General features: G+C 60.5%; 22 protein-coding genes. 11 read left to right on the top strand and 11 right to left on the bottom strand.

The window, feature by feature from the left end; genetic code table 11:
- Nucleotides 1–14 precede the first annotated feature (14 nt).
- The 5 genes from M5G26_RS18770 to fdhA all read left to right on the top strand — a co-directional run bounded on the left by M5G26_RS18770 (nt 15) and on the right by fdhA (nt 6,551).
- Complete coding sequence (locus M5G26_RS18770) at nt 15–344, top strand: sarcosine oxidase subunit delta (protein ID WP_007913119.1); 330 nt, start codon at nt 15–17, stop codon at nt 342–344.
- The gene (locus M5G26_RS18765) at nt 341–3,358 is read left to right on the top strand and encodes a sarcosine oxidase subunit alpha (protein ID WP_273916199.1); all 3,018 of its coding nucleotides are present in this window, start codon (nt 341–343) and stop codon (nt 3,356–3,358) included. The genes M5G26_RS18770 and M5G26_RS18765 overlap by 4 nt, the downstream gene beginning before the upstream one ends.
- Nucleotides 3,359–3,490: 132 nt before the next feature.
- Nucleotides 3,491–4,123, top strand: a complete 633-nt coding sequence (locus M5G26_RS18760; RefSeq protein WP_122594760.1) for a sarcosine oxidase subunit gamma — start codon at nt 3,491–3,493, stop codon at nt 4,121–4,123.
- Between the two features lie 217 nt (nt 4,124–4,340).
- Nucleotides 4,341–5,198, top strand: coding sequence for a formyltetrahydrofolate deformylase (gene purU, locus M5G26_RS18755; RefSeq protein WP_008086918.1), 858 nt, complete (start codon nt 4,341–4,343; stop codon nt 5,196–5,198).
- Nucleotides 5,199–5,351: 153 nt separating this feature from the next.
- On the top strand, nt 5,352–6,551 hold the full coding sequence (gene fdhA / locus M5G26_RS18750) for a formaldehyde dehydrogenase, glutathione-independent (RefSeq protein WP_134178049.1): 1,200 nt from the start codon (nt 5,352–5,354) through the stop codon (nt 6,549–6,551).
- Nucleotides 6,552–6,785: 234 nt separating this feature from the next.
- Here the strand turns inward: fdhA and M5G26_RS18745 are convergent, their stop codons facing one another.
- The gene (locus M5G26_RS18745) at nt 6,786–7,460 is read right to left on the bottom strand and encodes an anti-sigma factor (protein ID WP_273916198.1); all 675 of its coding nucleotides are present in this window, start codon (nt 7,458–7,460) and stop codon (nt 6,786–6,788) included.
- Nucleotides 7,457–8,092, bottom strand: a complete 636-nt coding sequence (locus M5G26_RS18740; protein ID WP_273916197.1) for an RNA polymerase sigma factor — start codon at nt 8,090–8,092, stop codon at nt 7,457–7,459. The genes M5G26_RS18745 and M5G26_RS18740 overlap by 4 nt, the downstream gene beginning before the upstream one ends.
- 150 nt (nt 8,093–8,242) lie before the next feature.
- Here M5G26_RS18740 and M5G26_RS18735 point away from each other — a divergent pair, with 150 nt between their 5' ends.
- Entirely contained in the window at nt 8,243–8,800 is a 558-nt protein-coding gene (locus M5G26_RS18735; protein ID WP_064119218.1) for a DUF2780 domain-containing protein, read from the top strand.
- Between the two features lies 1 nt (nt 8,801).
- Here M5G26_RS18735 and M5G26_RS18730 read toward each other — a convergent pair whose 3' ends face one another.
- Complete coding sequence (locus M5G26_RS18730) at nt 8,802–9,689, bottom strand: acyltransferase (RefSeq protein WP_273916196.1); 888 nt, start codon at nt 9,687–9,689, stop codon at nt 8,802–8,804.
- A gap of 275 nt (nt 9,690–9,964) precedes the next feature.
- Between M5G26_RS18730 and rloA2 the strand changes: the two genes are divergently transcribed.
- The 4 genes from rloA2 to creD all read left to right on the top strand — a co-directional run bounded on the left by rloA2 (nt 9,965) and on the right by creD (nt 14,175).
- Nucleotides 9,965–10,468: a retropepsin-like aspartic peptidase RloA2 gene (gene rloA2 / locus M5G26_RS18725; RefSeq protein ID WP_134178044.1), complete on the top strand. Its 504-nt coding sequence runs from the start codon at nt 9,965–9,967 to the stop codon at nt 10,466–10,468.
- Between the two features lie 68 nt (nt 10,469–10,536).
- Nucleotides 10,537–11,217 carry a two-component system response regulator CreB gene (creB, locus tag M5G26_RS18720; protein WP_273916195.1) on the top strand — a complete coding sequence of 227 codons (681 nt, stop codon included), beginning with the start codon at nt 10,537–10,539 and terminating at the stop codon, nt 11,215–11,217.
- The gene (gene creC / locus M5G26_RS18715; protein WP_273916194.1) at nt 11,217–12,635 is read left to right on the top strand and encodes a two-component system sensor histidine kinase CreC; all 1,419 of its coding nucleotides are present in this window, start codon (nt 11,217–11,219) and stop codon (nt 12,633–12,635) included. Before creB ends, creC begins: the two co-directional genes overlap by 1 nt.
- 169 nt (nt 12,636–12,804) lie before the next feature.
- Nucleotides 12,805–14,175: a cell envelope integrity protein CreD gene (gene creD / locus M5G26_RS18710; protein WP_273916193.1), complete on the top strand. Its 1,371-nt coding sequence runs from the start codon at nt 12,805–12,807 to the stop codon at nt 14,173–14,175.
- A gap of 208 nt (nt 14,176–14,383) precedes the next feature.
- On the opposite strand, the gene M5G26_RS18705 is transcribed toward creD, so the two are convergent.
- The 8 genes from M5G26_RS18705 to M5G26_RS18670 all read right to left on the bottom strand — a co-directional run bounded on the left by M5G26_RS18705 (nt 14,384) and on the right by M5G26_RS18670 (nt 23,708).
- Nucleotides 14,384–15,013 (bottom strand): glutathione S-transferase, encoded by a 630-nt coding sequence (locus tag M5G26_RS18705; RefSeq protein WP_134178039.1) that lies wholly within the window; start codon nt 15,011–15,013, stop codon nt 14,384–14,386.
- A gap of 209 nt (nt 15,014–15,222) precedes the next feature.
- On the bottom strand, nt 15,223–15,402 hold the full coding sequence (locus M5G26_RS18700; protein WP_038363227.1) for a hypothetical protein: 180 nt from the start codon (nt 15,400–15,402) through the stop codon (nt 15,223–15,225).
- The gene (locus M5G26_RS18695) at nt 15,399–16,529 is read right to left on the bottom strand and encodes a PepSY-associated TM helix domain-containing protein (RefSeq protein ID WP_150693795.1); all 1,131 of its coding nucleotides are present in this window, start codon (nt 16,527–16,529) and stop codon (nt 15,399–15,401) included. Before M5G26_RS18695 ends, M5G26_RS18700 begins: the two co-directional genes overlap by 4 nt.
- A 74-nt stretch (nt 16,530–16,603) precedes the next feature.
- Entirely contained in the window at nt 16,604–19,030 is a 2,427-nt protein-coding gene (locus tag M5G26_RS18690) for a TonB-dependent siderophore receptor (protein WP_273916192.1), read from the bottom strand.
- A gap of 231 nt (nt 19,031–19,261) precedes the next feature.
- The gene (locus tag M5G26_RS18685; RefSeq protein WP_273916191.1) at nt 19,262–20,236 is read right to left on the bottom strand and encodes a FecR domain-containing protein; all 975 of its coding nucleotides are present in this window, start codon (nt 20,234–20,236) and stop codon (nt 19,262–19,264) included.
- Entirely contained in the window at nt 20,233–20,709 is a 477-nt protein-coding gene (locus M5G26_RS18680; protein WP_235372422.1) for an RNA polymerase sigma factor, read from the bottom strand. Before M5G26_RS18680 ends, M5G26_RS18685 begins: the two co-directional genes overlap by 4 nt.
- 354 nt (nt 20,710–21,063) lie before the next feature.
- Nucleotides 21,064–21,771, bottom strand: coding sequence for a 3'-5' exonuclease (locus M5G26_RS18675; RefSeq protein ID WP_273916190.1), 708 nt, complete (start codon nt 21,769–21,771; stop codon nt 21,064–21,066).
- The gene (locus M5G26_RS18670) at nt 21,768–23,708 is read right to left on the bottom strand and encodes a putative nucleotidyltransferase substrate binding domain-containing protein (RefSeq protein WP_038363240.1); all 1,941 of its coding nucleotides are present in this window, start codon (nt 23,706–23,708) and stop codon (nt 21,768–21,770) included. Before M5G26_RS18670 ends, M5G26_RS18675 begins: the two co-directional genes overlap by 4 nt.
- 253 nt (nt 23,709–23,961) lie before the next feature.
- Here M5G26_RS18670 and M5G26_RS18665 point away from each other — a divergent pair, with 253 nt between their 5' ends.
- Nucleotides 23,962–24,408, top strand: a complete 447-nt coding sequence (locus M5G26_RS18665; RefSeq protein WP_016983746.1) for a response regulator — start codon at nt 23,962–23,964, stop codon at nt 24,406–24,408.
- The last annotated feature ends 216 nt before the right edge of the window (nt 24,409–24,624 follow it).

Below are 24,624 nucleotides of genomic sequence, written 5' to 3'. Positions count from 1 at the left end.
CAGGAGAAATCCCCATGTTGCATATCTTCTGTCCTCACTGCGGCGAGTTGCGCTCCGAAGAGGAATTCCACGCATCCGGCCAGGCGCACATTCCGCGCCCGCTCGATCCAGGCGCCTGCACCGACGAGGAGTGGGGCGACTACATGTTCTTCCGCGATAACCCGCGCGGACTGCACCACGAACTGTGGGATCACGTCGCCGGTTGCCGCCAGTACTTCAACGTCACCCGCGACACCGTGACTTACGAGATTCTCGAAACCTACAAGATCGGCACCAAGCCGCAATTCACCGACAAGGCTGATTCGGCGAAAACAGCCACGACGGCGCTGGGAGAGAAGGTATGAGCCAGACCAATCGCCTGTCCAACGGTGGACGGATCGACCGCAACAAAGTGCTGAGCTTCACCTTCAACGGTCAGAGCTACAAAGGCTTCGAGGGTGACTCGCTGGCCGCCGCACTGATCGCCAACGGCGTCGATATCATCGGCCGCAGCTTCAAGTATTCGCGTCCGCGCGGGATTTTCGCTGCTGGTGCCGAAGAGCCGAACGCGGTGCTGCAGATCGGTGCTACCGAAGCCACGCAGATTCCCAACGTGCGCGCCACGCAACAGGCGTTGTATCAAGGCCTGGTTGCGACCAGCACCAACGGCTGGCCGAGCGTCAACAACGACATGATGGGTATTCTCGGCAAGGTCGGCGGCAAGCTGATGCCGCCGGGTTTCTACTACAAAACCTTCATGTACCCGCAGTCGTTCTGGATGACCTACGAGAAGTACATTCGCAAGGCTGCCGGTCTGGGCCGTTCGCCGACCGAGAATGATCCGGACACCTACGACTACATGAACCAGCACTGCGACGTGCTGATCGTCGGCGCTGGCCCGGCCGGTCTGGCCGCTGCCCTGGCCGCTGCGCGCAGCGGTGCCCGAGTGATTCTGGCCGATGAGCAGGAAGAGTTCGGTGGCAGCCTGCTCGATTCCCGCGAAAGCCTCGACGGCAAACCGGCGATGGACTGGGTCGCCAGCGTCATCACGGAACTGAAGAACACCCCGGACGTGCTGCTGTTGCCGCGCGCCACGGTCAACGGTTACCACGACCACAACTTCCTGACCATTCACGAACGCCTTACCGATCACCTCGGCGACCGTGCGCCCATCGGTCAGGTGCGTCAGCGTATTCACCGTGTTCGCGCCAAGCGTGTCGTGCTGGCGACCGGTGCTTGCGAGCGTCCGCTGGTTTACGGCAACAACGATGTGCCGGGCAACATGCTTGCCGGTGCGGTGTCGACTTACGTGCGTCGCTACGGCGTGGCACCGGGCAAGAAACTTGTCCTCAGCACCAACAACGATCACGCCTACCGCGTTGCTCTGGATTGGCTCGACGCCAGTCTGCAAGTGGTGGCCATCGCCGATGCGCGCAGCAATCCGCGTGGTGCACTGGTAGAAGAAGCCCGTGCCAAAGGTATCCGCATCCTCACCGGCAGCGCCGTGATCGAAGCCCGTGGCAGCAAGCGCGTGACTGCTGCCCGCGTGGCGGCGATTGATGTTAAAGCGCACGCCGTGACCAGTCCTGGCGAGTGGCTCGACTGCGATGTGGTTGCCAGTTCCGGCGGTTACAGCCCGGTCGTTCACTTGGCTTCGCACCTTGGTGGCAAGCCGACCTGGCGCGAAGACATCCTCGGCTTCGTACCGGGCGAAGCACCGCAGAAACGCGTGTGCGTCGGTGGCATCAACGGCGTTTACGGTCTCGGCGATTCGTTGGCTGACGGTTTTGAAGGTGGCGTGCGTGCTGCAGCTGAAGCCGGTTTCCAGACCGTCGAAGGCGTGCTGCCGAAAGCCCTGAGCCGTCACGAAGAACCGACGCTGGCGCTGTTCCAGGTGCCACATGAAAAGAACACCGCACGGGCACCGAAGCAATTCGTCGACCTGCAGAACGACGTGACCGCCGCCGCCATCGAACTGGCGACCCGCGAGGGTTTCGAGTCGGTCGAGCACGTCAAACGCTACACCGCGCTGGGCTTCGGCACCGATCAGGGCAAGCTCGGCAACGTCAACGGTCTGGCCATTGCCGCCCGTTCGCTGAACGTGACCATCCCGCAGATGGGCACCACGATGTTCCGCCCGAACTACACGCCGGTGACCTTCGGCGCGGTGGCCGGTCGTCACTGTGGGCACATCTTTGAGCCGGTGCGTCACACCGCGCTGCATGCCTGGCATGTGAAGAATGGCGCCGAGTTTGAAGACGTCGGTCAGTGGAAGCGCCCTTGGTACTTCCCGAAAAACGGTGAAGACCTGCATACCGCTGTGAAGCGCGAATGCAAAGCCGTGCGCGACAGCGTCGGCCTGCTCGACGCCTCGACCCTCGGCAAGATCGACATTCAAGGCCCGGATGCACGCGAGTTCCTCAACCGCGTGTACACCAACGCCTGGACCAAGCTCGACGTGGGCAAGGCTCGCTACGGTTTGATGTGCAAAGAAGACGGCATGGTCTTCGACGACGGTGTGACGGCGTGTCTGGCCGACAACCATTTCGTCATGACCACCACCACGGGCGGCGCCGCACGCGTGCTGCAGTGGCTGGAGCTGTACCACCAGACCGAATGGCCGGACATGAAGGTTTACTTCACTTCCGTCACCGACCACTGGGCAACCATGACCCTGTCCGGGCCGAACAGCCGCAAGCTGCTCAGCGCCGTGACCGACATTGATCTGAGCAACGAAGCCTTCCCGTTCATGACCTGGAAAGAAGGTCAGGTCGGTGGCGTGCCGGCGCGGGTGTTCCGCATCTCGTTTACCGGTGAGTTGTCGTACGAAGTCAACGTCCAGGCCGACTACGCGATGGGCGTGCTGGAGAAAATCGTCGAGGCCGGCAAGCAATACAACCTGACCCCGTACGGCACTGAAACCATGCACGTCCTGCGCGCCGAGAAGGGTTTCATCATCGTCGGTCAGGATACGGACGGCTCGATGACTCCGGACGATTTGAACATGGGCTGGTGCGTCGGTCGCACCAAACCGTTCTCGTGGATCGGCCAGCGTGGCATGAACCGTGAAGACTGCGTGAAGGATCAGCGTAAGCAACTGGTCGGGTTGAAGCCGATCGATCCGAACGTGTGGCTGCCGGAAGGCGCGCAGTTGGTGTTCAACGCCAAGCAGGCGATTCCGATGACCATGGTCGGCCACGTGACCTCCAGCTACGCGCACAACTCCCTCGGTTATTCGTTTGCCATGGGTGTGGTCAAGGGCGGTTTGAAGCGCCTCGGTGAGCGGGTGTTTGCACCGCTGGCCGATGGCAGCGTGATCGAGGCGGAGATTGTTTCTTCGGTGTTCTTCGATCCGAAGGGTGATCGCCAGAACATCTGACACTGATCGTTCCCACGCTCTGCGTGGGAATGCATCCCGGGACGCTCTGCGTCCCAAGAGCGGACGCAGAGCGTCCATGGCGGCATTCCCACGCAGAGCGTGGGAACGATCAAGAATTCAGGAAGGTGCTTTATGACCACAGCCAATGTTTACCAACAACGCCCGACCACCGGGGCCAAGGCCGAGTCGTCGCTGCACCATGCCGACCTCGCCAGCCTGGTCGGCAAGGGTCGCAAGAACGCCGGCGTGATCGTGCGGGAAAAGAAACTCCTCGGTCACCTGACCATTCGTGGCGATGGCCACGATGCCGCGTTCGCTGCCGGTGTGCACAAAGCCCTGGGCATTGAATTGCCCGGCGCTCTGAGCGTCATCGTCAAAGGCGAAACCAGCCTGCAATGGATGGGCCCGGACGAGTGGCTGCTGATCGTGCCAAGCGGTGAAGAGTTCGCCGCCGAACAGCAACTGCGTGAAGCGCTGGGCGATCTGCACATCGCGATCGTCAACGTCAGCGGCGGCCAGCAAGTGCTCGAACTGAGCGGGCCGAACGTGCGTCAGGTGCTGATGAAGTCGACCAGCTACGACGTGCACCCGAACAACTTCCCGGTCGGTAAAGCGGTCGGCACGGTGTTCGCCAAATCGCAGTTGATGATTCGCCATACCGCTGAAGACACTTGGGAACTGCTGATTCGTCGCAGCTTTTCGGATTACTGGTGGTTGTGGTTGCAGGATGCTTCGGCTGAGTACGGGTTGAGCGTTCAGGCCTGACAGATCAAGAGCTACCCCCTCACCCCAGCCCTCTCCCCCTGGGGGAGAGGGGGGAAGGGAGCCGATCTCGGGTGTTTTTGTGATCTATATTCACCCGCGATATTTCAGGTCGGCGTAGCTCGAAACAACACCTCGGTCAGTCCCCTCTACCTCCGGGAGAGGGCTAGGGTGAGGGAAAAACCTGACACCCCGCACAAAGAACAGGAGTCACCGCACCATGAGCCGCGCCCCAGACACATGGATTCTGACCGCCGACTGCCCCAGCGTCCTCGGCACCGTGGACGCGGTCACGCGTTTTCTGTTCGAGCAGGGCTGCTACGTCACCGAGCACCACTCGTTCGATGACCGCCTCTCCGGGCGTTTCTTCATTCGCGTGGAATTCCGCCAGCCCGACGGCTTCGACGAACAGTCCTTCCGCGCAGGCCTGGCCGAACGCGGTCAGGCCTTCGGCATGATCTTCGAGCTGACCGCACCGAACTACCGGCCGAAAGTGGTGATCATGGTTTCCAAGGCCGATCACTGCCTCAACGATTTGCTTTATCGCCAGCGCATCGGCCAGTTGTCGATGGACGTCGCAGCGGTGGTCTCCAATCACCCGGATCTCAAGCCATTGGCCGACTGGCACCAGATTCCCTACTACCATTTCCCCCTCGACCCCAACGACAAGCCGTCGCAGGAGCGTCAGGTGTGGCAGGTGATCGAAGAGTCCGGCGCCGAACTGGTGATCCTCGCGCGCTATATGCAGGTGCTGTCGCCGGAACTGTGCCGCAAGCTCGATGGCAAGGCGATCAACATTCATCACTCGCTGCTGCCGGGCTTCAAAGGCGCCAAGCCGTATCACCAGGCGTACAACAAGGGCGTGAAACTGGTGGGCGCGACGGCGCATTACATCAATAACGACCTCGACGAAGGGCCGATCATTGCCCAAGGCGTCGAGGCGGTGGATCACAGTCATTACCCTGAGGACCTGATTGCCAAGGGGCGCGATATCGAAGGCCTGACGTTGGCGCGGGCGGTTGGGTATCACATTGAAAGAAGGGTGTTTCTCAACGCCAATCGCACGGTCGTTCTCTAGTCCGCTAAAAGATCGCAGCCTTCGGCAGCTCCTACAGGGGGATGCGATTCATGTAGGAGCTGCCGAAGGCTGCGATCTTTTGATTTACCGAGCACTCAACGCGCTGCCTGCCTGGGCAACGCGGTTCCATAAAAACAACAGCGAGGTGAAAGCATGTCTGGCAATCGTGGTGTGGTGTATCTCGGCGCTGGCAAGGTCGAAGTACAGAAAATCGACTATCCGAAAATGCAGGACCCGCGCGGTCGCAAGATCGAGCACGGGGTCATTCTCAAAGTGGTTTCCACCAATATCTGCGGCTCCGACCAACACATGGTGCGCGGCCGTACCACGGCGCAGACCGGTCTGGTGCTGGGCCACGAGATTACCGGCGAGGTGATCGAAAAAGGCTCCGACGTCGAAAACCTGAAAATCGGTGATCTGGTCTCCGTACCGTTCAACGTGGCGTGCGGGCGCTGCCGTTCCTGCAAAGAGCAACACACAGGCGTGTGCCTGACCGTTAACCCCGCCCGTGCTGGTGGCGCTTACGGTTATGTCGACATGGGCGACTGGACCGGTGGCCAAGCCGAATACGTGCTGGTGCCATACGCCGACTTCAACCTGCTGAAATTGCCGGACCGCGACAAGGCCATGGAGAAAATCCGCGACCTGACCTGCCTCTCCGACATCCTCCCGACCGGTTATCACGGCGCCGTCACTGCCGGCGTTGGCCCGGGCAGCACCGTTTACATTGCCGGCGCCGGCCCGGTCGGTCTGGCCGCTGCCGCTTCCGCACGTTTGCTCGGTGCGGCGGTGGTGATCGTCGGTGACGTCAACACCATCCGCCTGGCACACGCCAAGGCGCAGGGTTTTGAAGTGGTCGACCTGTCGCAAGACACCCCGCTGCACGAACAGATCGCCGCACTGCTGGGCGAACCGGAAGTGGATTGCGCGGTGGACTGTGTTGGTTTCGAAGCTCGCGGCCATGGTCACGACGGCGTAAAAGCCGAAGCGCCGGCCACCGTGCTCAACTCGCTGATGGGCGTGGTGCGTGTGGCCGGCAAGATCGGTATTCCCGGCCTGTACGTCACTGAAGATCCGGGTGCTGTGGATGCCGCCGCGAAAATGGGCAGCCTGAGCATTCGCTTCGGTCTGGGCTGGGCCAAGTCGCACAGCTTCCACACCGGCCAGACCCCAGTGATGAAGTACAACCGCCAACTGATGCAGGCGATCATGTGGGATCGCATCAATATCGCCGAAGTGGTGGGCGTGCAGGTGATCAGCCTCGATCAGGCGCCGGAAGGGTATGGCGAGTTCGATGCAGGCGTGCCGAAGAAGTTTGTGATTGATCCGCATAAGTTGTTTAGTGCGGCGTAAGGCTTAAGCGCAATACAAAACGGCGACCTCAGGGTCGCCGTTTTTTGTTGAAATCCAAGGTAAAAAGCTACCCTCACCCCAGCCCTCTCCCTAAGGGAGAGGGGGGAAAGGGAGCAGATTTGCGTTGTTATCGGGCCCGAGTTCGGCTCGGTACTTCAGGTCGATGAAAATCGAGAGAACACCACGGTCAGTCCCCTCTCCCTCTGGGAGAGGGCTAGGGTGAGGGGCTTTGCTTTACAGCGCCGCCAACGTCCCTTGATACAGCACCGGCCCAGTCGGCTGCCCAGTTGGCGAACCACCTTTAGGTTCAAGACTTACCGCCAGCGCAATCGGTTTGCCGATCAAGGCTTTCTGCGCCTCACTCAACTCAACCTTGCCTTTGCCCCCCGCCGGAATCACACCCAGCGAAATCGGCTTGCCATCCGCCGGAATCACCCACAACTCCAGGCTATGATCCGCATCAACGGCCGCCAACGTCAGCGGCTCAACTTGCAGATAATCCGCATGCGCCTCGACCTTCAGCGCCGGTTGCGCATTGGCGGTCAGCAGGGTGGCGTGGTAGCGGGTGTCGTCGCGGTTGTACAGCGAGCCGAGGAAGACCAGCACCACGATTGAACACAGCGCAGCGGTGACGCGCAGCCAGTTCCAGAACGGTCGCTTCTCGGGCACATGCAGCACTTGCGGTTCGATTCGCGCGGTGATGCCATGCCAGACGCGATCGGGCACCGGAAGCTCCGGCAGAGATTCGGTGAGACTCACCAGCGATTCCTGCCATTGCGCCAGTTCAGCCCTCAACGCCGCGTCATCCAGCAACAACTGTTCAAACCTTCGCCGCGCTGCCTCAGGCATCAACCCGATCGCGTAATCGGCAGCAAGGGCGCGGCGCAGGGCAGGGGTCTGGTAGTTCATGATTCAAGGCACCGGCGCAGACGTTCCAGGCCACGGCGGATCCACGATTTCACCGTTCCCAGTGGCGTGGCGAGATGTTCGGCGAGTTCCGTGCACGACAACCCCTGAAAGTAGGCCACGGTGATCGACTGGCGCTGCATACTTTCAAGGGTGTCCAGACAGCGGTTCAACGTCTGAGCCTCGCGAGCGCTGTTCAACTGATCATGCGCTGAAGGACTTTCGTCCGGCAGGGCGTCCTGTTCGAGGTCAGTCAGCGGTCGGTCACGGTGTTTGCGCAACTGATCGATAGCCTGATTGCGGGTGATGTTGATCATCCAGGTCAGCGGCGCTGACAGGTGCGCTTCGTAGCGCGACGCGTTGTTCCAGATGCGCACGAAGGCTTCCTGCAGCACTTCCTCGGCCAGATCCGCACGCCCCATGAAACGCAGGGCGACGCCATGCAGACGCGGGCCGACGCTGCGATAGAGCGTTTCGAAGGCGCGACGATCACCCAGTGAACACTGGGCCAACAACTGTCGCAGCTGATCGGCGTCGGCGATGGAAATGACAACTCTCCAGGCAAGAGTGAGCGCGCGAGGGCGAGACTCGGACTGTTCACAGGCTAGTTCAGCGACAGCGGTTGTGCCATTCATCGCGAGGGTGTCCGGGATTTCACGTTTTATATACGCGGGCCGGATGAAAATGGATGCGCCGCGCCGGAACATGCCGGCAGATACCCGGTCAAACCGGCAGTTTCACTGCCCGTTCAATGGGCGGTTTTCACAGCGCAAGAGGATGTCTGAATGAAGATTTCACGCGGTATTGCCATGGCTTCGCTGATGACCCTTGCGGCCAGCCCGGTGTTCGCCGGCTTCAGTCTCGATGATGTGACCAAGGCGGCTTCGAGCATGCAGGGCGGCAATGCTGCCACCGCCGCCGCGCCGACCTCGGAAACAGCGGGTCTGCTGCAAGCCGTCACCGGTCTGGGTGTGACGCCGCAGCAAGCGGTCGGCGGCACCAGCGCCATGCTTGGCCTGGCCAAGAACCAATTGAGCAGCACCGATTATTCGCAGTTGGCCAAAGAAGTGCCGGGCATCGACAAGCTGTCGGGCGGTAGCGGCAACCTGGCTGCGTTGAGCGGTTTGCTCGGTCAGTCCGGTAAGTCCGCCGGTCTGGAAAACGCTCTGGGTAATGTCAAGGACACCAATGATCTGAACAACGCCTTCGGCGCGTTGGGTATGGACAGCGGCATGGTCGGCCAGTTTGCCCCGGTGCTGCTCAAGTATCTGGGTGACCAAGGCGTCGGCGGCCCGCTGCTGCAAAGCCTGGGCAGCATCTGGGGCGCCGGCACCGGTAGCTGATTCAGCCGCGCTCGCTGCGCAGTTCGGTGATGCGCTGATCCTTCTCGTTCCAGAGCTGGTTGACCCAGCTCTGGACCGTCTGGCGAAACGCCGGATCATTCTCGTAATCGCCCTGCCATAGCGCTGGGTCGAGTTCACGGGTCTTGATGTCGATGATCACCCGCGGCACGTTGCCGCTGATCAAATCCCAGAAACCCGGAATTCGCTCCTGTGGATAAACCACGGTGACGTCGAGAATCGCATCCAACTGTTCACCCATCGCCGCCAACACAAACGCCACGCCCCCGGCCTTGGGCTTGAGCAAGTGGCTAAACGGTGATTGCTGCTGCGCGCTTTTCGCAGCGGTGTAGCGGGTGCCTTCCAGATAATTCACCACGGTCACCGGCTGCCGCTTGAACAGCTCGCAGGCCTGTCTGGTGATTTCCAGATCCTTGCCGGCCAGCTCCGGGTGCTTCGCCAGAAACGCTTTTGTGTAGCGCTTCATGAACGGGTAATCCAGCGCCCACCACGCCAGCCCCAGAAACGGCACCCAGATCAGTTCTTTCTTGAGGAAGAACTTGAAGAACGGCGTGCGCCGGTTGAGCGTCTGGATCAGTGCCGGAATGTCGACCCACGACTGGTGATTGCTGACCACCAGGTACGAGGTGTCGCCACGCAGATCCTCGCCGCCGCGAATGTCCCATTGGGTGGGGATGCACAGACGGAAAATCAGCTTGTCGATTTCGGCCCAGGTCTCGGCGATCCACATCACCGCCCCCGACGCATAGTCGCGCCAGCGGCCCGGGGCGACCAGTTTGAGCAGAGCGAAAACCAGCAACGGCCCGATCAGAATCAGGGTGTTGAACAACAGCAGCAGGGTGACGAAACAGCCGGTGAGCAGGCGGCGCATAAGCAACTCTTTGCAAACGGATGGGCGCGCCATGATAAGCAGCTTCGCGCGACAGGCCAAATGTGCGCTGACGAATGTTTCACTTTTGTACCGCTATGCTGCGGGTTGGATGATCGCTCCCACGCTCTGCGTGGGAACGCCGCCCGGGACGCTCCGCGTCCCTTTGACGCAGAGCGTCACTGGATGCATGCCCACGCAGAGCGTGGGAACGATCGGGTGGAACAAGGTCTAAAATCTCGCGTCTGCCGCCCTCATTTTCCAAGGAAGCCCCTTACGTGAAATCCCTCCTTGCACTGTTTGCCCTCGTCGCCCTGCCGGTCATGGCCGCCGAGCCGACCCTGTACGGGCGCTATGAATACATCGCGCTGCCGGAAATCGGCGGTGAAGTGCTCAAGGCCAAGATGGACACCGGCGCACTGACCGCTTCGCTGTCGGCCAAGGACATCGAGACCTTCACCCGTGATGGCGATGAATGGGTGCGCTTCCGCCTCGGCACCAAAGACGCCAGCAACAAGGTTTATGAACACAAGGTCGCGCGGATCAGCAAGATCAAGAGCCGTTCGGATGAAGAGGACGAGGGCGAAAACAGCGAAGTCGCCAAGCGCCCGGTGGTCGATCTGGAGCTGTGTCTGGGCAACGTCAAGCGTACCGTTGAGGTCAACCTGACCGACCGCAGCAACTTCAACTATCCGCTGCTGATCGGTGCCAAGGCCTTGCGCGAGTTCGGCGCGGCAGTGAACCCGGCGCGTCGTTTTACGGCCGACAAGCCGGACTGCTAAGTGGTCTCATTGACGTAAGGTCAGGCTTGGGGCACCGTTCGCGCACTTAACCCACGGGCTCGGACGCCATGCCTCATATCCTGATTGTCGAAGACGAAGCGGCGATTGCCGACACGCTGATTTTCGCCCTGCAAGGCGAGGGCTTTAGCACGACGTGGCTGAGCCTCGGCGTGGCGGCGCTGGAGCATCAGCGGCAGACGCCGGCCGATCTGATCATCCTCGACATTGGCCTGCCGGACATCAGCGGTTTCGAGACCTGCAAGCAACTGCGGCGCTTCAGCGAAGTGCCGGTGCTGTTCCTCAGCGCCCGCGATGCCGAGATCGATCGTGTGGTCGGGCTGGAGATTGGCGCCGACGACTACGTGGTCAAGCCGTTCAGCCCGCGTGAAGTCGCGGCGCGGGTCAAGGCCATCCTCAAGCGCATGGCGCCGCGTCCAGTGATTGAAGCCACTTCGGCGCTGTTTCGCATCGATCCCGAGCGTGTACAAATCAGCTATCGAGGCCAGACGTTAAGCCTGACCCGCCACGAATTCCGCCTGTTGCAATGCCTCCTCGAACAACCCGAGCGGGTGTTCAGTCGCGAACAACTGCTTGATGCGTTGGGCGTGGCGGCCGACGCCGGTTACGAGCGCAGCATCGACAGCCACATCAAAAGCGTGCGCGCCAAACTGCGTCTGGTGCGTGCCGACGCCGAGCCGATCCAGACCCATCGCGGTCTCGGTTACAGCTACAGCCCGGGGCACAGCTGATGTCTTTGGGGCTGCGGATCTTTCTGGTGTATGTGCTGTTTGTCGGCCTCACCGGGTATTTCGTGCTCAACACGGTGATGGAAGAAATCCGCCCCGGCGTGCGCCAGTCCACCGAAGAAACCCTGGTCGATACCGCCAACCTGATGGCGGAAATCCTCCGTGACGATTTCAAGGCTGGCACTCTTAGCGAGAACCGCTGGCCGGAGTTGCTGCGCGCGTATGGTGATCGTCAGCCGCAAGCAACCATTTGGGGCTTACCGAAAAATCAGGTCAACCATCGCATCTACGTCACCGACGCCAAAGGCATCGTCGTGCTCGATTCCAGTGGTGTCGCGGTCGGTCAGGATTACTCGCGCTGGAACGACGTCTACCTGACCCTGCGCGGTGAATATGGCGCGCGTTCGAGCCGTAGCGATCCGAATGACGCGAGTTCGTCAGTGATGCACGTCGGCGCGCCGATCCGTGACAACGGCCAGATCATCGGCGTGGTCACCGTGGCCAAGCCCAACAGCTCATTGCAGCCTTATGTCGATCGCACCGAACGGCGCTTGCTGTTTTACGGCGCCGGATTGATCGGCCTCGGTCTGCTGTTCGGCGCGCTGTTGTCGTGGTGGCTGAGCCGCGCGCTGCACCGTTTGACCGGTTATGCCCAAGCGGTGAGCGAAGGGCGGCGGGTGGAAGTGCCGCATTACCGGGGTGGTGAACTGGAACAGCTCGCCTCGGCGGTTGAGCAGATGCGCACACAACTAGAGGGCAAGGCTTACGTTGAGCGCTATGTGCACACGCTGACCCATGAACTGAAAAGTCCGCTGGCGGCAATTCGTGGTGCGGCGGAGTTGCTGCAAGGTGACATGCCGCCGGTTCAGCGACTGCGCTTTGTCGGCAACATCGACAGCGAAAGTGCGCGGATGCAGCAGTTGATCGAACGGTTGTTGAATCTGGCGCAGGTCGAGCAACGTCAGGGACTGGAAGAACGGGTCGCTGTGCCGCTGGCGGTTTTGGTTGATGAGCTGTTGCAAGGGCAGGCGGCGCGGATTGAAGGAAAACAGTTGCGGGTCGAGCAGACGATCGCGCCGGATCTGCTGCTGATTGGCGAGCCGTTTCTGTTGCGTCAGGCGTTGGGTAATCTGCTGGAAAATGCGCTGGATTTCACCCCGCGTCAGGGCTTGTTGCGCTTCAGTGCCCAGCGCGAAGAGGAGCAGATTGTTTACCGGCTCTTCAATGAAACCGCGCCGATTCCCGATTACGCCTTGCCGCGATTGACTGAGCGTTTCTACTCGTTGCCGCGACCGGACAGTGGGCGGAAAAGCACGGGGCTGGGGCTTAACTTCGTCGAAGAGGTGGTCAAGTTGCATGGTGGGTCGATGCAGATTCGTAATGTCGAAAGTGGTGTTGAGGTGACATTGCGCTTGCCTTGATTCCGTCAAAAGATCGCAGCCTTCGGCAGCTCCTACATAGGGTTGCGTACACCTGTAGGAGCTGCCGAAGGCTGCGATCTTTTGATTTTTCCACACAATCTCCACATTCCCCCCACAAAACCCCCACACCCACTCAGCAGACTCTGCCCATCCAAACAGGGAGAGTCCCATGAACAAGAATCTGACGATAAAGCTCGGCGCCATCGCCGTGCTCATCCTGCTGTTGCTGATCCCGTTGCTGATGATCGACGGCGTCATCGACGACCGCCAACAGTTGCGCGACGGCGTGCTCGAAGACATCGCCCGCAGTTCCAGCTACAGCCAGCAACTCAGCGGGCCGGTAATGGTGGTGCCGTATCGCAAAGTGATTCACAACTGGAAAACCAACGATAAAACCAACCAGCGTTACGACGAACCGGGCGAAGAACGCGGGCGTTTGTACTTCCTGCCGGAACGATTTGAACTGGACGGCCAGGTGCAAACCGAACTGCGTGCGCGGGGCATTTATGAGGCGCGGCTGTTCCACGCCGATAACCGCATCAACGGCCATTTCTCATTGCCGGCGCAATTGGGCATCAAGGAAGACTTCAGCGACTACCAGTTCGATGCACCGTTTCTCGCGGTCGGTATCAGCGATATTCGCGGTATCGAAAATGCGCTGAAACTGGAGCTCGATGGCCAGCGCCTCGATTTCGTTCCGGGTACGCAAGTCGGTTGGCTCGGTGAAGGTGTGCGGGTCACGCTGCCGTTGCTCGACACCAGTAAAACCACGGAACTGAGCTTCGGCTTCGACCTGCGTCTGCAAGGCACTGGTTCATTGCAGGTGCTGCCGGTGGGCAAGAGCAGCAGCGTCAGCCTCACTGCCAACTGGCCGCATCCAAGCTTTGTCGGCAACTTCCTGCCGGGCAAACGTGAAATCAATGATCAAGGTTTCAGCGCCGATTGGCAGACCACGTTTTTCTCCACCAACCTGCAAGACGCCATGAGCCGTTGCGTGAGCAGCAATGATTGCGAGGCGTTCAACGGTCGTAGCTTCGGTGTGAGCTTTATCGATCCGGTGGATCAATATCTGAAGAGTGACCGGGCGATCAAGTATGCGCTGCTGTTCATCGTCCTGACATTCGCTGGTTTCTTCTTGTTCGAAGTACTCAAGAGCCTGGCCGTGCACCCGGTGCAATACGCGCTGGTCGGTGTGGCGCTGGCGTTCTTTTATCTGTTGCTGCTGTCGCTGTCGGAACACATCGGCTTCGCCCTGGCGTATCTGTTGTCGGCCAGTGCTTGTGTGCTGTTGATCGGGTTTTATGTCTGCCATGTGCTACGCAGTGTGCGTCATGGTTTGAGCTTTTCGGCAGGGCTGGCGGCGTTGTATGGCCTGCTCTATGGCTTGCTGAGCGCCGAGGATTACGCGTTGTTGATGGGTTCGTTGCTGCTGTTCGGTCTGCTCGGTGTGTTCATGGTGCTGACGCGCAAACTGGATTGGTACGGGATTGGGCAGAAGCCGGCGAAGCCGTTGGAGTTTGATGTCGGGGCGATGCAATGAGCCGGTCGCTGGGGTTGCGTGAGGATCAGTGCTGGAAGGATGAATTGGTGACGCGGATTATCGGGTATTTGCCTGTGGAACCGAGGTGGTGCCATCGCTGGCAAGCCAGCTCCCACAATGAGTTCGGTGATGACATAAATCTCCGATCTACCACAAATCCTGTGGGAGCTGGCTTGCCAGCGAAGAGGCCGGAACAGGCGCCGCCGATTTAAGGCTTGGGCATCGTGGCGATCATGGACGGTCGCTGACTCACCTCAAAGTACCAGTTGGCCAGTTGCGGGTTGGCATCACGCCAGCCCAGATCGGGGAAGCGCAAGTCGAGATAACCCAAGGCACACGCCACGCTGATCGCCGCGACATCGAAATGGCTGGTCAGCTCGGCAATCGCATCCTTTTCCAGTACAGCGAGGGCGCGGCGGATCTTGTCGCGCTGCGCTTCGAGCCATTCATCCCAATGTTTTTCCGGCGCGCGCAAAACCAGTTCATAACGCACCATCACCGACGCGTCCATGATCCCGTCGGCCATCGAAGCCAGGGTCAGACGGCGCCAGCGGGCCGCGCCTTCGCGCGGGATCAGCGGATTGCCGACGTGTTGTTGGTCGAGGTATTCGAGGATCACACGGCTGTCATGGATGACATTGCCGTCGGCCAGACGCAGGGCGGGAATCTTGCCCAGCGGGTTATCGGCATTGAGCTCGGCGCTCGGGCTGACCGGGCTGAGCACACAGTCTTGCAAGGCGACGCGATCCTGCTGGCCGGTTTCGTGCAGCAACACCATCACTTTGCGCACAAACGGGGAGAGCGTGTTGTGGTACAGGGTCATGCTGGGGGCGGACATTGGCAAACCTCGGTGATCGTCGAAGAGCAGGTGGTTAGCCTAGTCAGAACCGCGATGGCTGGCGAGGGAATTTATGGCGCCCATCCGGCCGCCATCGCTGGCAAGCCAGCTCCCACAGGTTTTTGCAGTGAACACACATTTCAGGCCCAGCAGAGATCCTTGTGGGAGCTGGCTTGCCAACGATGAGGCCATCACCGACAGCACAAAAACTACCTGCGCAGCAACAATCCCCTGATCGCTAGAAAGGCCGGAACACCCAGTCCGACCCAGCTCAGCGCATCCCAAATCCCATCCCCCAGCAACGCCGCAAACAACCCCGCCGCACTGAGCAGCGCAATCACGATCGGCGTGCTGAACACTTTCCAGAAATTCGACTGACGCGGCTTCATGCAGACGCCTCCGCCGTTTCCAGCAGGGGTTTGGCCGCTTTGCGCCGCACCACCCACAGATACACGCCACTGCCGAGCACGATGATCGTCAACACATCGAGAGTGGCCCAGAGGATTTTCATCGGCATGCCGCCATAGTCACCAAAGTGCAACGGCTGCGACATGCCCATGGCGTCCATGTACCACGGTCGTTCGGCCACCGCAGTGACCTGCAGCGTGGTGGCGTCGATCAGTACCGGCGTCAACAGATGCGAAGTCAGGTGCGTGCCGCCCTTCATGAACACCGAGTAATGGTGTTCGCTGGAAAAGCGTGTGCCGGGAAAGGCAATGAAGTCCGGTTTCATCTCCGGCGCAACTTCAGCAGCGATATCGAGCAAACGCGTGGCCGGCGCCAGGTGCGTCAGCGGTGGCGCATCGCGGTACGGTTCGATCAGCGCAGTCAGTGCGTCATTGCGCCAGGCAGCGATCAGCAGGTCGGCGCAGGCGCTGATCACACCGGTCACGCCGACCACCAGCGCCCAGGTCAGGGTGACAACACCGATCAGGTTATGCAGGTCGAGCCAGCGCAGCCGTGTCGACTTGTCCTGACGCACCGTGCCGAACTTCAAACGGCGCATGAACGGCAGGTACAGCACCGTCCCGGATACGATGGCCACGACAAACAGCAGCCCCATGAACGCCAGTAGTAATTTGCCCGGCAGCCCGGCGAACATGTCGACGTGCAGACGCAGGATAAACAGCATCAAGCCGCCATTGGCCGATGGGGTTTCCAGCGCTTCACCGGTACGTGCGTCGAGCATGAAGGTGTGCGAGGAGTTCGGTTCGGTGCCGGCGGTTTTCGCCATGATCGTCAGCACGGCGTTCGGTTCGTCGTCGTCGAAGCCAAAGTACTGCACGACGTCATCCGGGCGATGTTTTTCCGCTGCCTCGACCAGTTGCGCCAGATTCAGCCGCGGGGTGTCGGCCGGCATCTCGCGCACTTCGGGGGCATCGCCGAGCAGATGTTCGATCTCGTGATGGAAAATCAGCGGCAGACCGGTCAAGGCCAGCATCAGCAGAAACACAGTGCAAACCAGGCTGGTCCAGGTGTGGATGAACGACCAGCGGCGGATTGTTTTACTTTTCATTTCATGACCTTCAAAAACACCAAAGCCGTCCACGAGGGACGGCCAGGTAACAGGGCCTGTTTCAGCTCAATCGCTTACCACTTGTAAGTGGCGCTGGCGACGACACTGCGCGTGTCGCCGTAGTAGCAGTAGAAGCTGTCGCAGGTGGAAATGTATTCCTTGTCGAACAGGTTGGTCGCGTTGACGGCCAGCGACGCGCCATTGAGGCTGTTGACCAGACGACCGAGGTCGTAGTGCACGCTCGCGTCGAACACGGTGTAGGCGTCCGCCTTGCCCAGCCAGGTATTGGCCTTGTCGCCGTAGGTGTTGCCGGTGTAACGCACGCCACCGCCAATGCCGAAGCCGTCGAGGACGCCGGCGTGCCAGGTGTAATCGGTCCACAACGACGCTTGCTGGTTCGGCATCAGTTGCAGGCGATTGCCCTTGTCGACGCCATTCTGCACTTCCGATTTGGCCAGGGTGTAGGCAGCGATGACTTTCAGGTTGTCGGTGACGTCGGAAACCGCTTCCAGCTCCAGGCCTTTGACTTTCACTTCGCCGGTCTGACTGGTGATCGACACGTTGTTGACGAAGGTGTTGACCGAAACGTTCTTCTGGGTGAGGTCATACACGGCGGCGGTCAGCAGGGTTTTGCTGCCCGGTGGCTGGTACTTGATGCCCAGTTCCCACTGCTTGCCTTCGGTCGGTTTGAGCGAACCGGTCGAGGTGGCGTCGGCGCCTGTGGTCGGCTGGAAGGATTCGGCGTACGACAGGTACGGCACGAAACCGTTGTCGAAGACGTAGCTGAGCGCTGCGTTGCCGCTGAAGGCCTTGTCGCGCTGAGTGTTGGTGGCATCGCCCTTGTTGATGAATTTTGTGCTGGTGTGCACCCAGTCTTCACGGCCGCCGAGGGTCAGGCGCCACTGGTCGAGGGCCATCTGGTCCTGGATGTACAGGCCGGTCTGGTAGGTCTTCTGGTTGTAATCGTAAAACGCCGTGGAACGCGCCGGGCGCACGATCGGTTGACCGTAGATCGGCGTGATGACGTTGGTGGGCAGACCGTCACCGAAGATCGAGGTGTAGTTGGTGTTACTGCGCTGGTGGTCCAGACCCAGCAGCAGGGTGTGGCGGATGTCGCCGGTGGCGAAGTCGGCCTGGAAGTTGTTGTCGACGGCGAACTGGCTGATGTCTTCGTCGACGCTGGTGCTGGTGCGGTTCACATTGCCCTGAGCATCGACTTGCGCGAACGGGTAGGAGCCCGGTGTCAGCGACTGGAACGACAGATCCGACTTGGTGTAGCGCAGGTTCTGCTTGAATTGCCAGACATCGTTCAGACGATGTTCGAAGGCATAGCCCAGCGCGTAGTAGGTGCGATCGTAATATTCCCAGTCCGGATCACCCAGATTCTTGTGGTGGGAAATATCACCGAGCGGCGACTTGATCTTGGTGCCCTGCACCGGCAGGAACTGGCTGGTGATGCCGGTATCGTCGCGGGTGAACTGGCTCAGCAGGGTGAATTTGGTGTCGTCGTCGATGTTCCAGGTCAGGCTTGGTGCGATGTTGTAGCGCTTGTTGTCGACGTGATCGACCTGGGTGCCACTGTCGCGCACCACACCGCTGAGACCGTAGAGAAACTGGCCGGCGTCATCGATCTTGCCGGTGCTGGCGAAGTTGATCTGGCGGTGGTTGTCACTGCCGTATTGCAGCTGGATTTCATTGCTGGCTTCAGCGCTTGGACGACGGCTGACCATGTCCAGCAAACCGCCCGGCGGGGTCTGGCCGTAAACCGAGGAGGCTGGGCCGCGCAGCAGGGCGAGGCGGTCGAGGTTCCAGGTTTCCTGTTTCGGGTTGGCGTACACGCCTTTCGGCAGCGGCAGGCCGTCGAGGAACTGGGTCGGTTCGAAGCCGCGCACACGCAGCCAGTCGGCGCGGGTGTCGCTGCCGTAGCTGCTGGCGGTGATGCCCGGCATGTAGCGCACCGCGTCGTCGAGGCTGTGCACGCTGCGGTCGTCCATTTGCTGACGGGTCGCTACCGAGATCGAACGCGGCGCTTCGACTAGTGCGGTGTCGGTCTTGGTGCCGGCGGCGGTGCGGGTGGCGGTGTAGCCTTCAACCGGGCCCCAGGCGCTTTCGAAGTTTTCCACACCGATGACGGAAGTTTCCGGCAGGGCCAGCGTTCCTTCAGGCACGGCGACCAGGGTGTAGGTGCCGGTGCTGCTTTGTTCCAGTTGCAGACCGGTGCCGCGCAGCGCCGCGCGCAGAGCGTCTGCCGCATCGTACTGGCCGTTCACCGGTGCCGAGGTCTTGCCCGCCGCCAGCGCCGGATTCAGCGACAACGCAATACCGCCCTGGCTGGCGATCTGGTTCAGGGTGGTCGACAGCGGCGCCGCCGGCAGGTTGTAGGCGCGCGCGCTGGACGCTTGTTCAGCGGCAAGCAACGGACTGCTGATCAGCGGCGCACTGAGCGCGATGGCGACGGCCAGCAGACTGGGGCGCAACAAGGTGTCTAGCGAACGGGACATACGGCGGCTCCTGAATGGAAATATTTCTCAATTGCCTGTGTGCCGGATGAAAAGCAAAAAGTGATAGGGCTGGATGAAAATAATTTCGATTAACTGAAAGTGGAGGCTGTAGGGGCCTCATCGCTGGCAAGCCAGCTCCCACAGGTTTCAGTGCTGTTCACAAAATTGCTGCTCACCGCAGATCCCTGTGGGAGCTGGCTTGCCAGCGATGGCGGCCGCTCAGACACCACATTACTCAGGCTTGATATCGGCCTTTGCGACAGTGACCCAATACGGTGTATGCCGCTCGATCTGCACCGGCAAGGTCGGCAGCAATGCGCTCAAGGCTTTGTCGGTGTCATGCAGCGGGAAGCTGCCGGTAATCCGCAAATCCGCCACTTCCGGCGCCACACCCAAGTGCCCGCGACGATAACGCCCCAGCTCATGCACCAGATCGCCGAGTCGCGCGTTATCCACCACCAGCATGCCGCGGGTCCAGGCATCAGCGCCGGGATTGAGCGCGACAATCGAGCCCAGCCCGTCACTGCGTAGCAGCACTTGCTGGCCTTCATGGAGGATTTGCTCTTCAGGGTTGGATAGCGGGTGCGCCGCGACCGCCGACTGCAACACGCTCAGGCGCGTGCCTGCTTCTTCACGCTTGACCAGAAACCGCGTACCCAAGGCGCGCATGCTGCCTTCGCGGGTTTCAACGATGAACGGGCGCGCATCGCCATGACCGGTCTCGACGAGAATTTCGCCTTCCTGCAGGACGATCAATCGGCGCTGGTCATCGAACCGCACATCCACCGCACTGTGGGTATTGAGATTCAGCACAGTGCCGTCCGCCAGGCGCACGGTGCGCTGTTCGCCCGTAGCAGTGCGTTGATCGGCGAGCCAGTAATCCAGCGGCATGAACCGTTCGCTGGCGAACAGCCCCAGACCGACAAGCACCACAACGCTGGCCAGTCCACTGCCCAGTCTGCGCACCCGCCGGCGAATGCCCTCGCGTGATTGCAGCAGCGCACTGCGCGCCGGCCCTTTGGCCACACTGAAACGCTGATCGAGCATGCCCAGTTGCCGCCACGCGCGGGCGTGTTCTTCATGGGCCGCATGCCATTTGGCGAACTCTTCGCGCTCCAGCGGACTGCTCGAGTCGAGGGTCAGTTGCCAGGCAATCGCCGCATCCAGCACATGCGCCGGCACCGGTCTGGAACTGGCCGGGCTCACGTCGGCTCACCGTACAGGGCGATGTAGCACTGGCGTATGCCTTGCGCGAGATACTGGCGTACGCGCGGCACCGAGACGCCGAGCTTGTCGGCGATCTCGGCATGGCTGAGGCCATCGAGACGGTTATAAAGGAAAGCGGCGCGGGCCTTGGTCGACAGTTTGCCAAGCAAGCGGTCGATGGCTTTGAGGTCTTCGAGGATCATTTGCTGTTCTTCCACCGACGGTTGCTCGCCTTCGGGGATCAGCATCAACTCGGTGAGGTAGGCCTGTTCCAGGGCCGCGCGACGGAAGTAGTCGAACAGCAGACCTTTGGCGATCGCCACCAGAAAGGCCCGCGGCTCGCGCGGTGTCAGCAGGGTTTCGCGACCGAGCAGACGGACGAAGGTGTCCTGGCTCAGGTCCTCGGCGCGTTGTGGACACGTCACATTGCGTCGCAGCCATGCCAACAGCCAACCACGATGGTCGCGATACATCGCACCGACGAGCTCACTGTTAGGGCTTTGGACTGACGACACCGGACATCACCGATTGGGAAATGTTAACTAACGCGAATTGTTCGCGATTGTGGCAGAGGTGGGAATGGTTAGCAATTGGCCACTGGTCAGGTGGGCATGTAAAGGCAGACCCCTTCACCCTAGCCCTCTCCCGGGGGAGAGGGGACCGATTGGGGGATATTCAGGAGATACACCGACCTGAACGATTTTCAGTGAATCCACAATCAACTCGGTCTTTCAGGTCGATGAAAAGCCCGAGACACCTCGGTCGGCTCCCTCTCCCTCTGGGAGAGGGCTGGGGTGAGGGCGATGGATCTTGGACTTGACTCAACTTCAGAACGATGGCGCCTGCTGCCTACGCTTCCACTGACTCAACCGCTGCTGCAAATTCAACGGACTATGAATCTGCTGCCCCCGCGCCCGGCTGAACAGAATCAGCGCCAGTTCCGCCGTCGCCAGCGCATCGGCACTCGCGTTATGCCGCTCGAACACCTCAAGCTTGAACCAGTCGATCCATTCATCCAGCCCGGCCTCACGAATATTCGCTTGCGGACAGACCAGCGGTGCAATGTCGGCGACATCCAGAAACACCTGCTGCAACTTGTGCCCCAGATGCTCCTTCAACGCGCGCCCGAGCATGTGCTGATCGAACGGCGCATGAAACGCCAGCACCGGGCTGTCACCGACAAACTCCATGAACTCCAACAATGCTTCGGCCGGCTCACTGCCCGCCGCAATCGCATTCGGCCCCAATCCGTGAATCAACACGCTGGGGCTGAGCTTCAATTCGCGACATTGCAACGTGCGTTCGAACTGCTGACTGAAATCGATCGCGCCATCTTCGATCACTACCGCGCCAATCGACAGCACACGATCCTTGCTCAGGTTGAGTCCGGTGGTTTCCAGATCCAGCACGACCCAACGTTGTTCGCGCAACGTGCATTCGCTGAGCGGTGTAATCGTCGGCAACTGAGCCAGACGCTGCTGCAAATCCGCCGGCACCACCGCACTCGCCGGGCGCAGCCACGAGAACAGGCTCATAGCTGATACCGCAAGGTCAGGCTGCTTTGCAGGCGCTGGGCCTGGCGCAGGGATTCACGCAGGATGCGCCGGTCGAGGTGATTGAGGCTGTCCGGGTCGACACGGTTGGAGTAGGGCAGGTTCTCCCGCGTCTGCAGTTGATGCTGTTGCATGCGCGTCTGCTGAATGAAGTGATAGGCCTCTTCATACGCCGCGCCATCCAGTCGCTCGATGACTTCTTTCTCGACCAGCTGCCGGAAGCGCTCAAGGGTGTTGTTGGCGTCGATGCCGTTGGCCAGCGCGAGCAGTCGCGCGCCATCCACGAACGGCGTCAGCCCCTGCACCTTGAGATCCAGCGTGGCTTTCTCGCCGTTCTTGCGCGCCAGCACAAACTCGCGGAAACGCCCCACCGGTGGACGGTTGCGCAGGGCGTTCTCAGCCATCATGCGCTGGAACAAACGGTTGTCGCCGACCTGATCGAGAATGCCCCGGCGCAGTTGTTCACAGCCTTGTTCATCACCCCAGACCACGCGCAGGTCGAAATAAATGCTCGACCCGAGCAGATTCTCCGGCGTCGCCTCACGAATAAAAGCCGCAAAGCGCCGTGCCCATTCTGCCCGCGACAGACACAGCTCGGGGTTGCCGGCCATGATGTTGCCCTTGCACAGGGTGAAGCCGCACAGCGCCAGACTCTGGTTGATCTGCTGGGCAATCGGCAGCAGCTTGCCGCGAATCTCTGCCGCATGTGCTGCGTCCCGCGCGTCGAACAGAATGCCGTTGTCCTGATCGGTGTGCAGGGTCTGCTCGCGCCGGCCTTCGCTGCCGAAACACAGCCAACTGAACGGCACGCCGGGATCGCCTTTTTCGGCGAGGGTCAGTTCGATCACCCGGCACACGGTGTGGTCGTTGAGCAGGGTGATGATGTGGGTGATCTGCGTCGAAGAAGCACCGTGGGCGAGCATGCGTTCGACCAGTTGGCCGATCTCGCCGCGCAGGCTGACCAATTGTTCGACGCGCTGGGCGCTGCGAATCGTCCGGGCCAGATGCACCAGGTCGACTCGTTGCAGCGAGAACAGATCGCGCTCGGAGACCACGCCACACAGGCGCTGATCCTTGACCAGGCAGACATGCGCGATGTGCCGTTCGGTCATGGCAATCGCTGCATCGAACGCACTGTGATCCGGCGACAGATAGAAGGGCGCGCGAGTCATGTGGCGCTCGATGGCCTCGCTGAAATCGCCGATGCCTTCAGCCACGACATGGCGCAAATCGCGCAGGGTGAAAATCCCCAGCGGCGCCTTGTGCTCATCCACCGCGACGATGCTGCCGACCTGCTGCTCGTGCATCAGCTTCACCGCTTCACGCAATGGCGTGTCCGGGCTGCACGTCACCGGGTGCCGCATCGCCAGTTCGCCCAGTCGGGTGTTCAGCGAATATTGCGTACCGAGGGTTTCCACGGCTTTCTGCTGCACTTGCTGGTTGACCTGATCCAGCAGGCTGCTGACGCCGCGCAAGGCGAAGTCGCGGAAGGTGCTGGAGAGGGCGAACAGTTTGATGAACGCCAGTTTGTTCAGTTGCAGGCAGAACGTATCTTCGCCGGCCAGGTGTTCGGTGCGGGTCGCGCGTTCACCGAGCAGTGCGGCCAACGGAAAACATTCGCCGGTGGTGATTTCAAACGTGGTCTCGGTGCCGGGTTTGGTGATGTGCTGGCGTTCGCCAACCACCCGACCTTGTTTGACGATATAGAAATGTTCGACCGGGCCGTCGGCGGGTTTGATGATGCTCTCGCCCTGGCCGTAGAAACGCAGCTGACATTGCTCCACCAGATAAGCCAGGTGGGCGTGTTCCATCTGATTGAAGGGCGGGAAGCGCTGAAGGAATTGCAGGGTGCCCTGAATGTTCTGCAATACCGCGGTTTTCCCTGCCTGGGTGAAGGCGTCCGCTTTACTCATAACCATTACCGCAGTCTTTTTCGAATTGTTGTTGTCGGATCGTTCTGGCCATGGTCGACCCCTGCGGGCGGGGTGCCCATTGGACGTAAGTCTAGGTTTGCCATGCCGTTCGGCACATTTGGGAAGTGCCCTACAAAAACAGTCGGAAATTCGCCCTCCAGCCTCTTGGAAAAAAATCCGACGAAGTGCACATTGAAGCTCTGCTTAGCGATGTCTGACGACTGTGCCAGGTGATTGATTTGAAAACGTAGAGAACGCCATGTCCGACCACGATATTTTGAGCGACGCCGAGCGTGAAGCGCTCAGCGCTGTAATGCTCGAACCCGATTTGCCGCCGCAGCGTGTACTGATCGTCGATGACGATAAGGACGCCCGGGAGCTGTTGTCGGAGATACTCGCGTTGGATGGCATTCGTTGCATGACCGCAGCCAGTGGCGAAACGGCGCTGAAGATGCTGGAGGAGAAACCTTCGATCGGGCTGGTGATCACCGATCTGCGCATGGGGCATGTCGGTGGGCTTGAGTTGATCCGCCAGGTGCGCGAGTCAGTAAGGGCGGCGATGCCGATCATTATTGTGTCCGGCGATGCCGATGTGAAAGACGCGATTGCGGCGATGCATTTGAGCGTGGTGGATTTTCTGCTCAAGCCGATTGATACGGGCAAGTTGCTCGGTCTGGTCAAACACGAGTTGGGTATCGATCCTTAAAAGCCCCTCACCCTAGCCCTCCCGAAACGTCGGACCGCCCACAGGGAGAGGGGACTGACCGCGGTGGATGTGCAAGGTACACCGACCTGAAATTCCTCAGTCGAACTCCGGTTTTGAAAAGCACAGAGATCGGCTCCCTTTCCCCCTCTACCCCTTGGGGGAGAGGGCTGGGGTGAGGGGGATCGATCTTAAGCCCTCCACAAATACCAGCCCACA

The sequence above is a fragment of the Pseudomonas sp. TNT2022 ID642 genome (genome assembly GCF_028656995.1).
GTDB lineage: Bacteria > Pseudomonadota > Gammaproteobacteria > Pseudomonadales > Pseudomonadaceae > Aquipseudomonas.
Note: the sequence above shows the minus strand (reverse complement) of the source record. Positions and strands in the feature narration are given on the sequence as shown.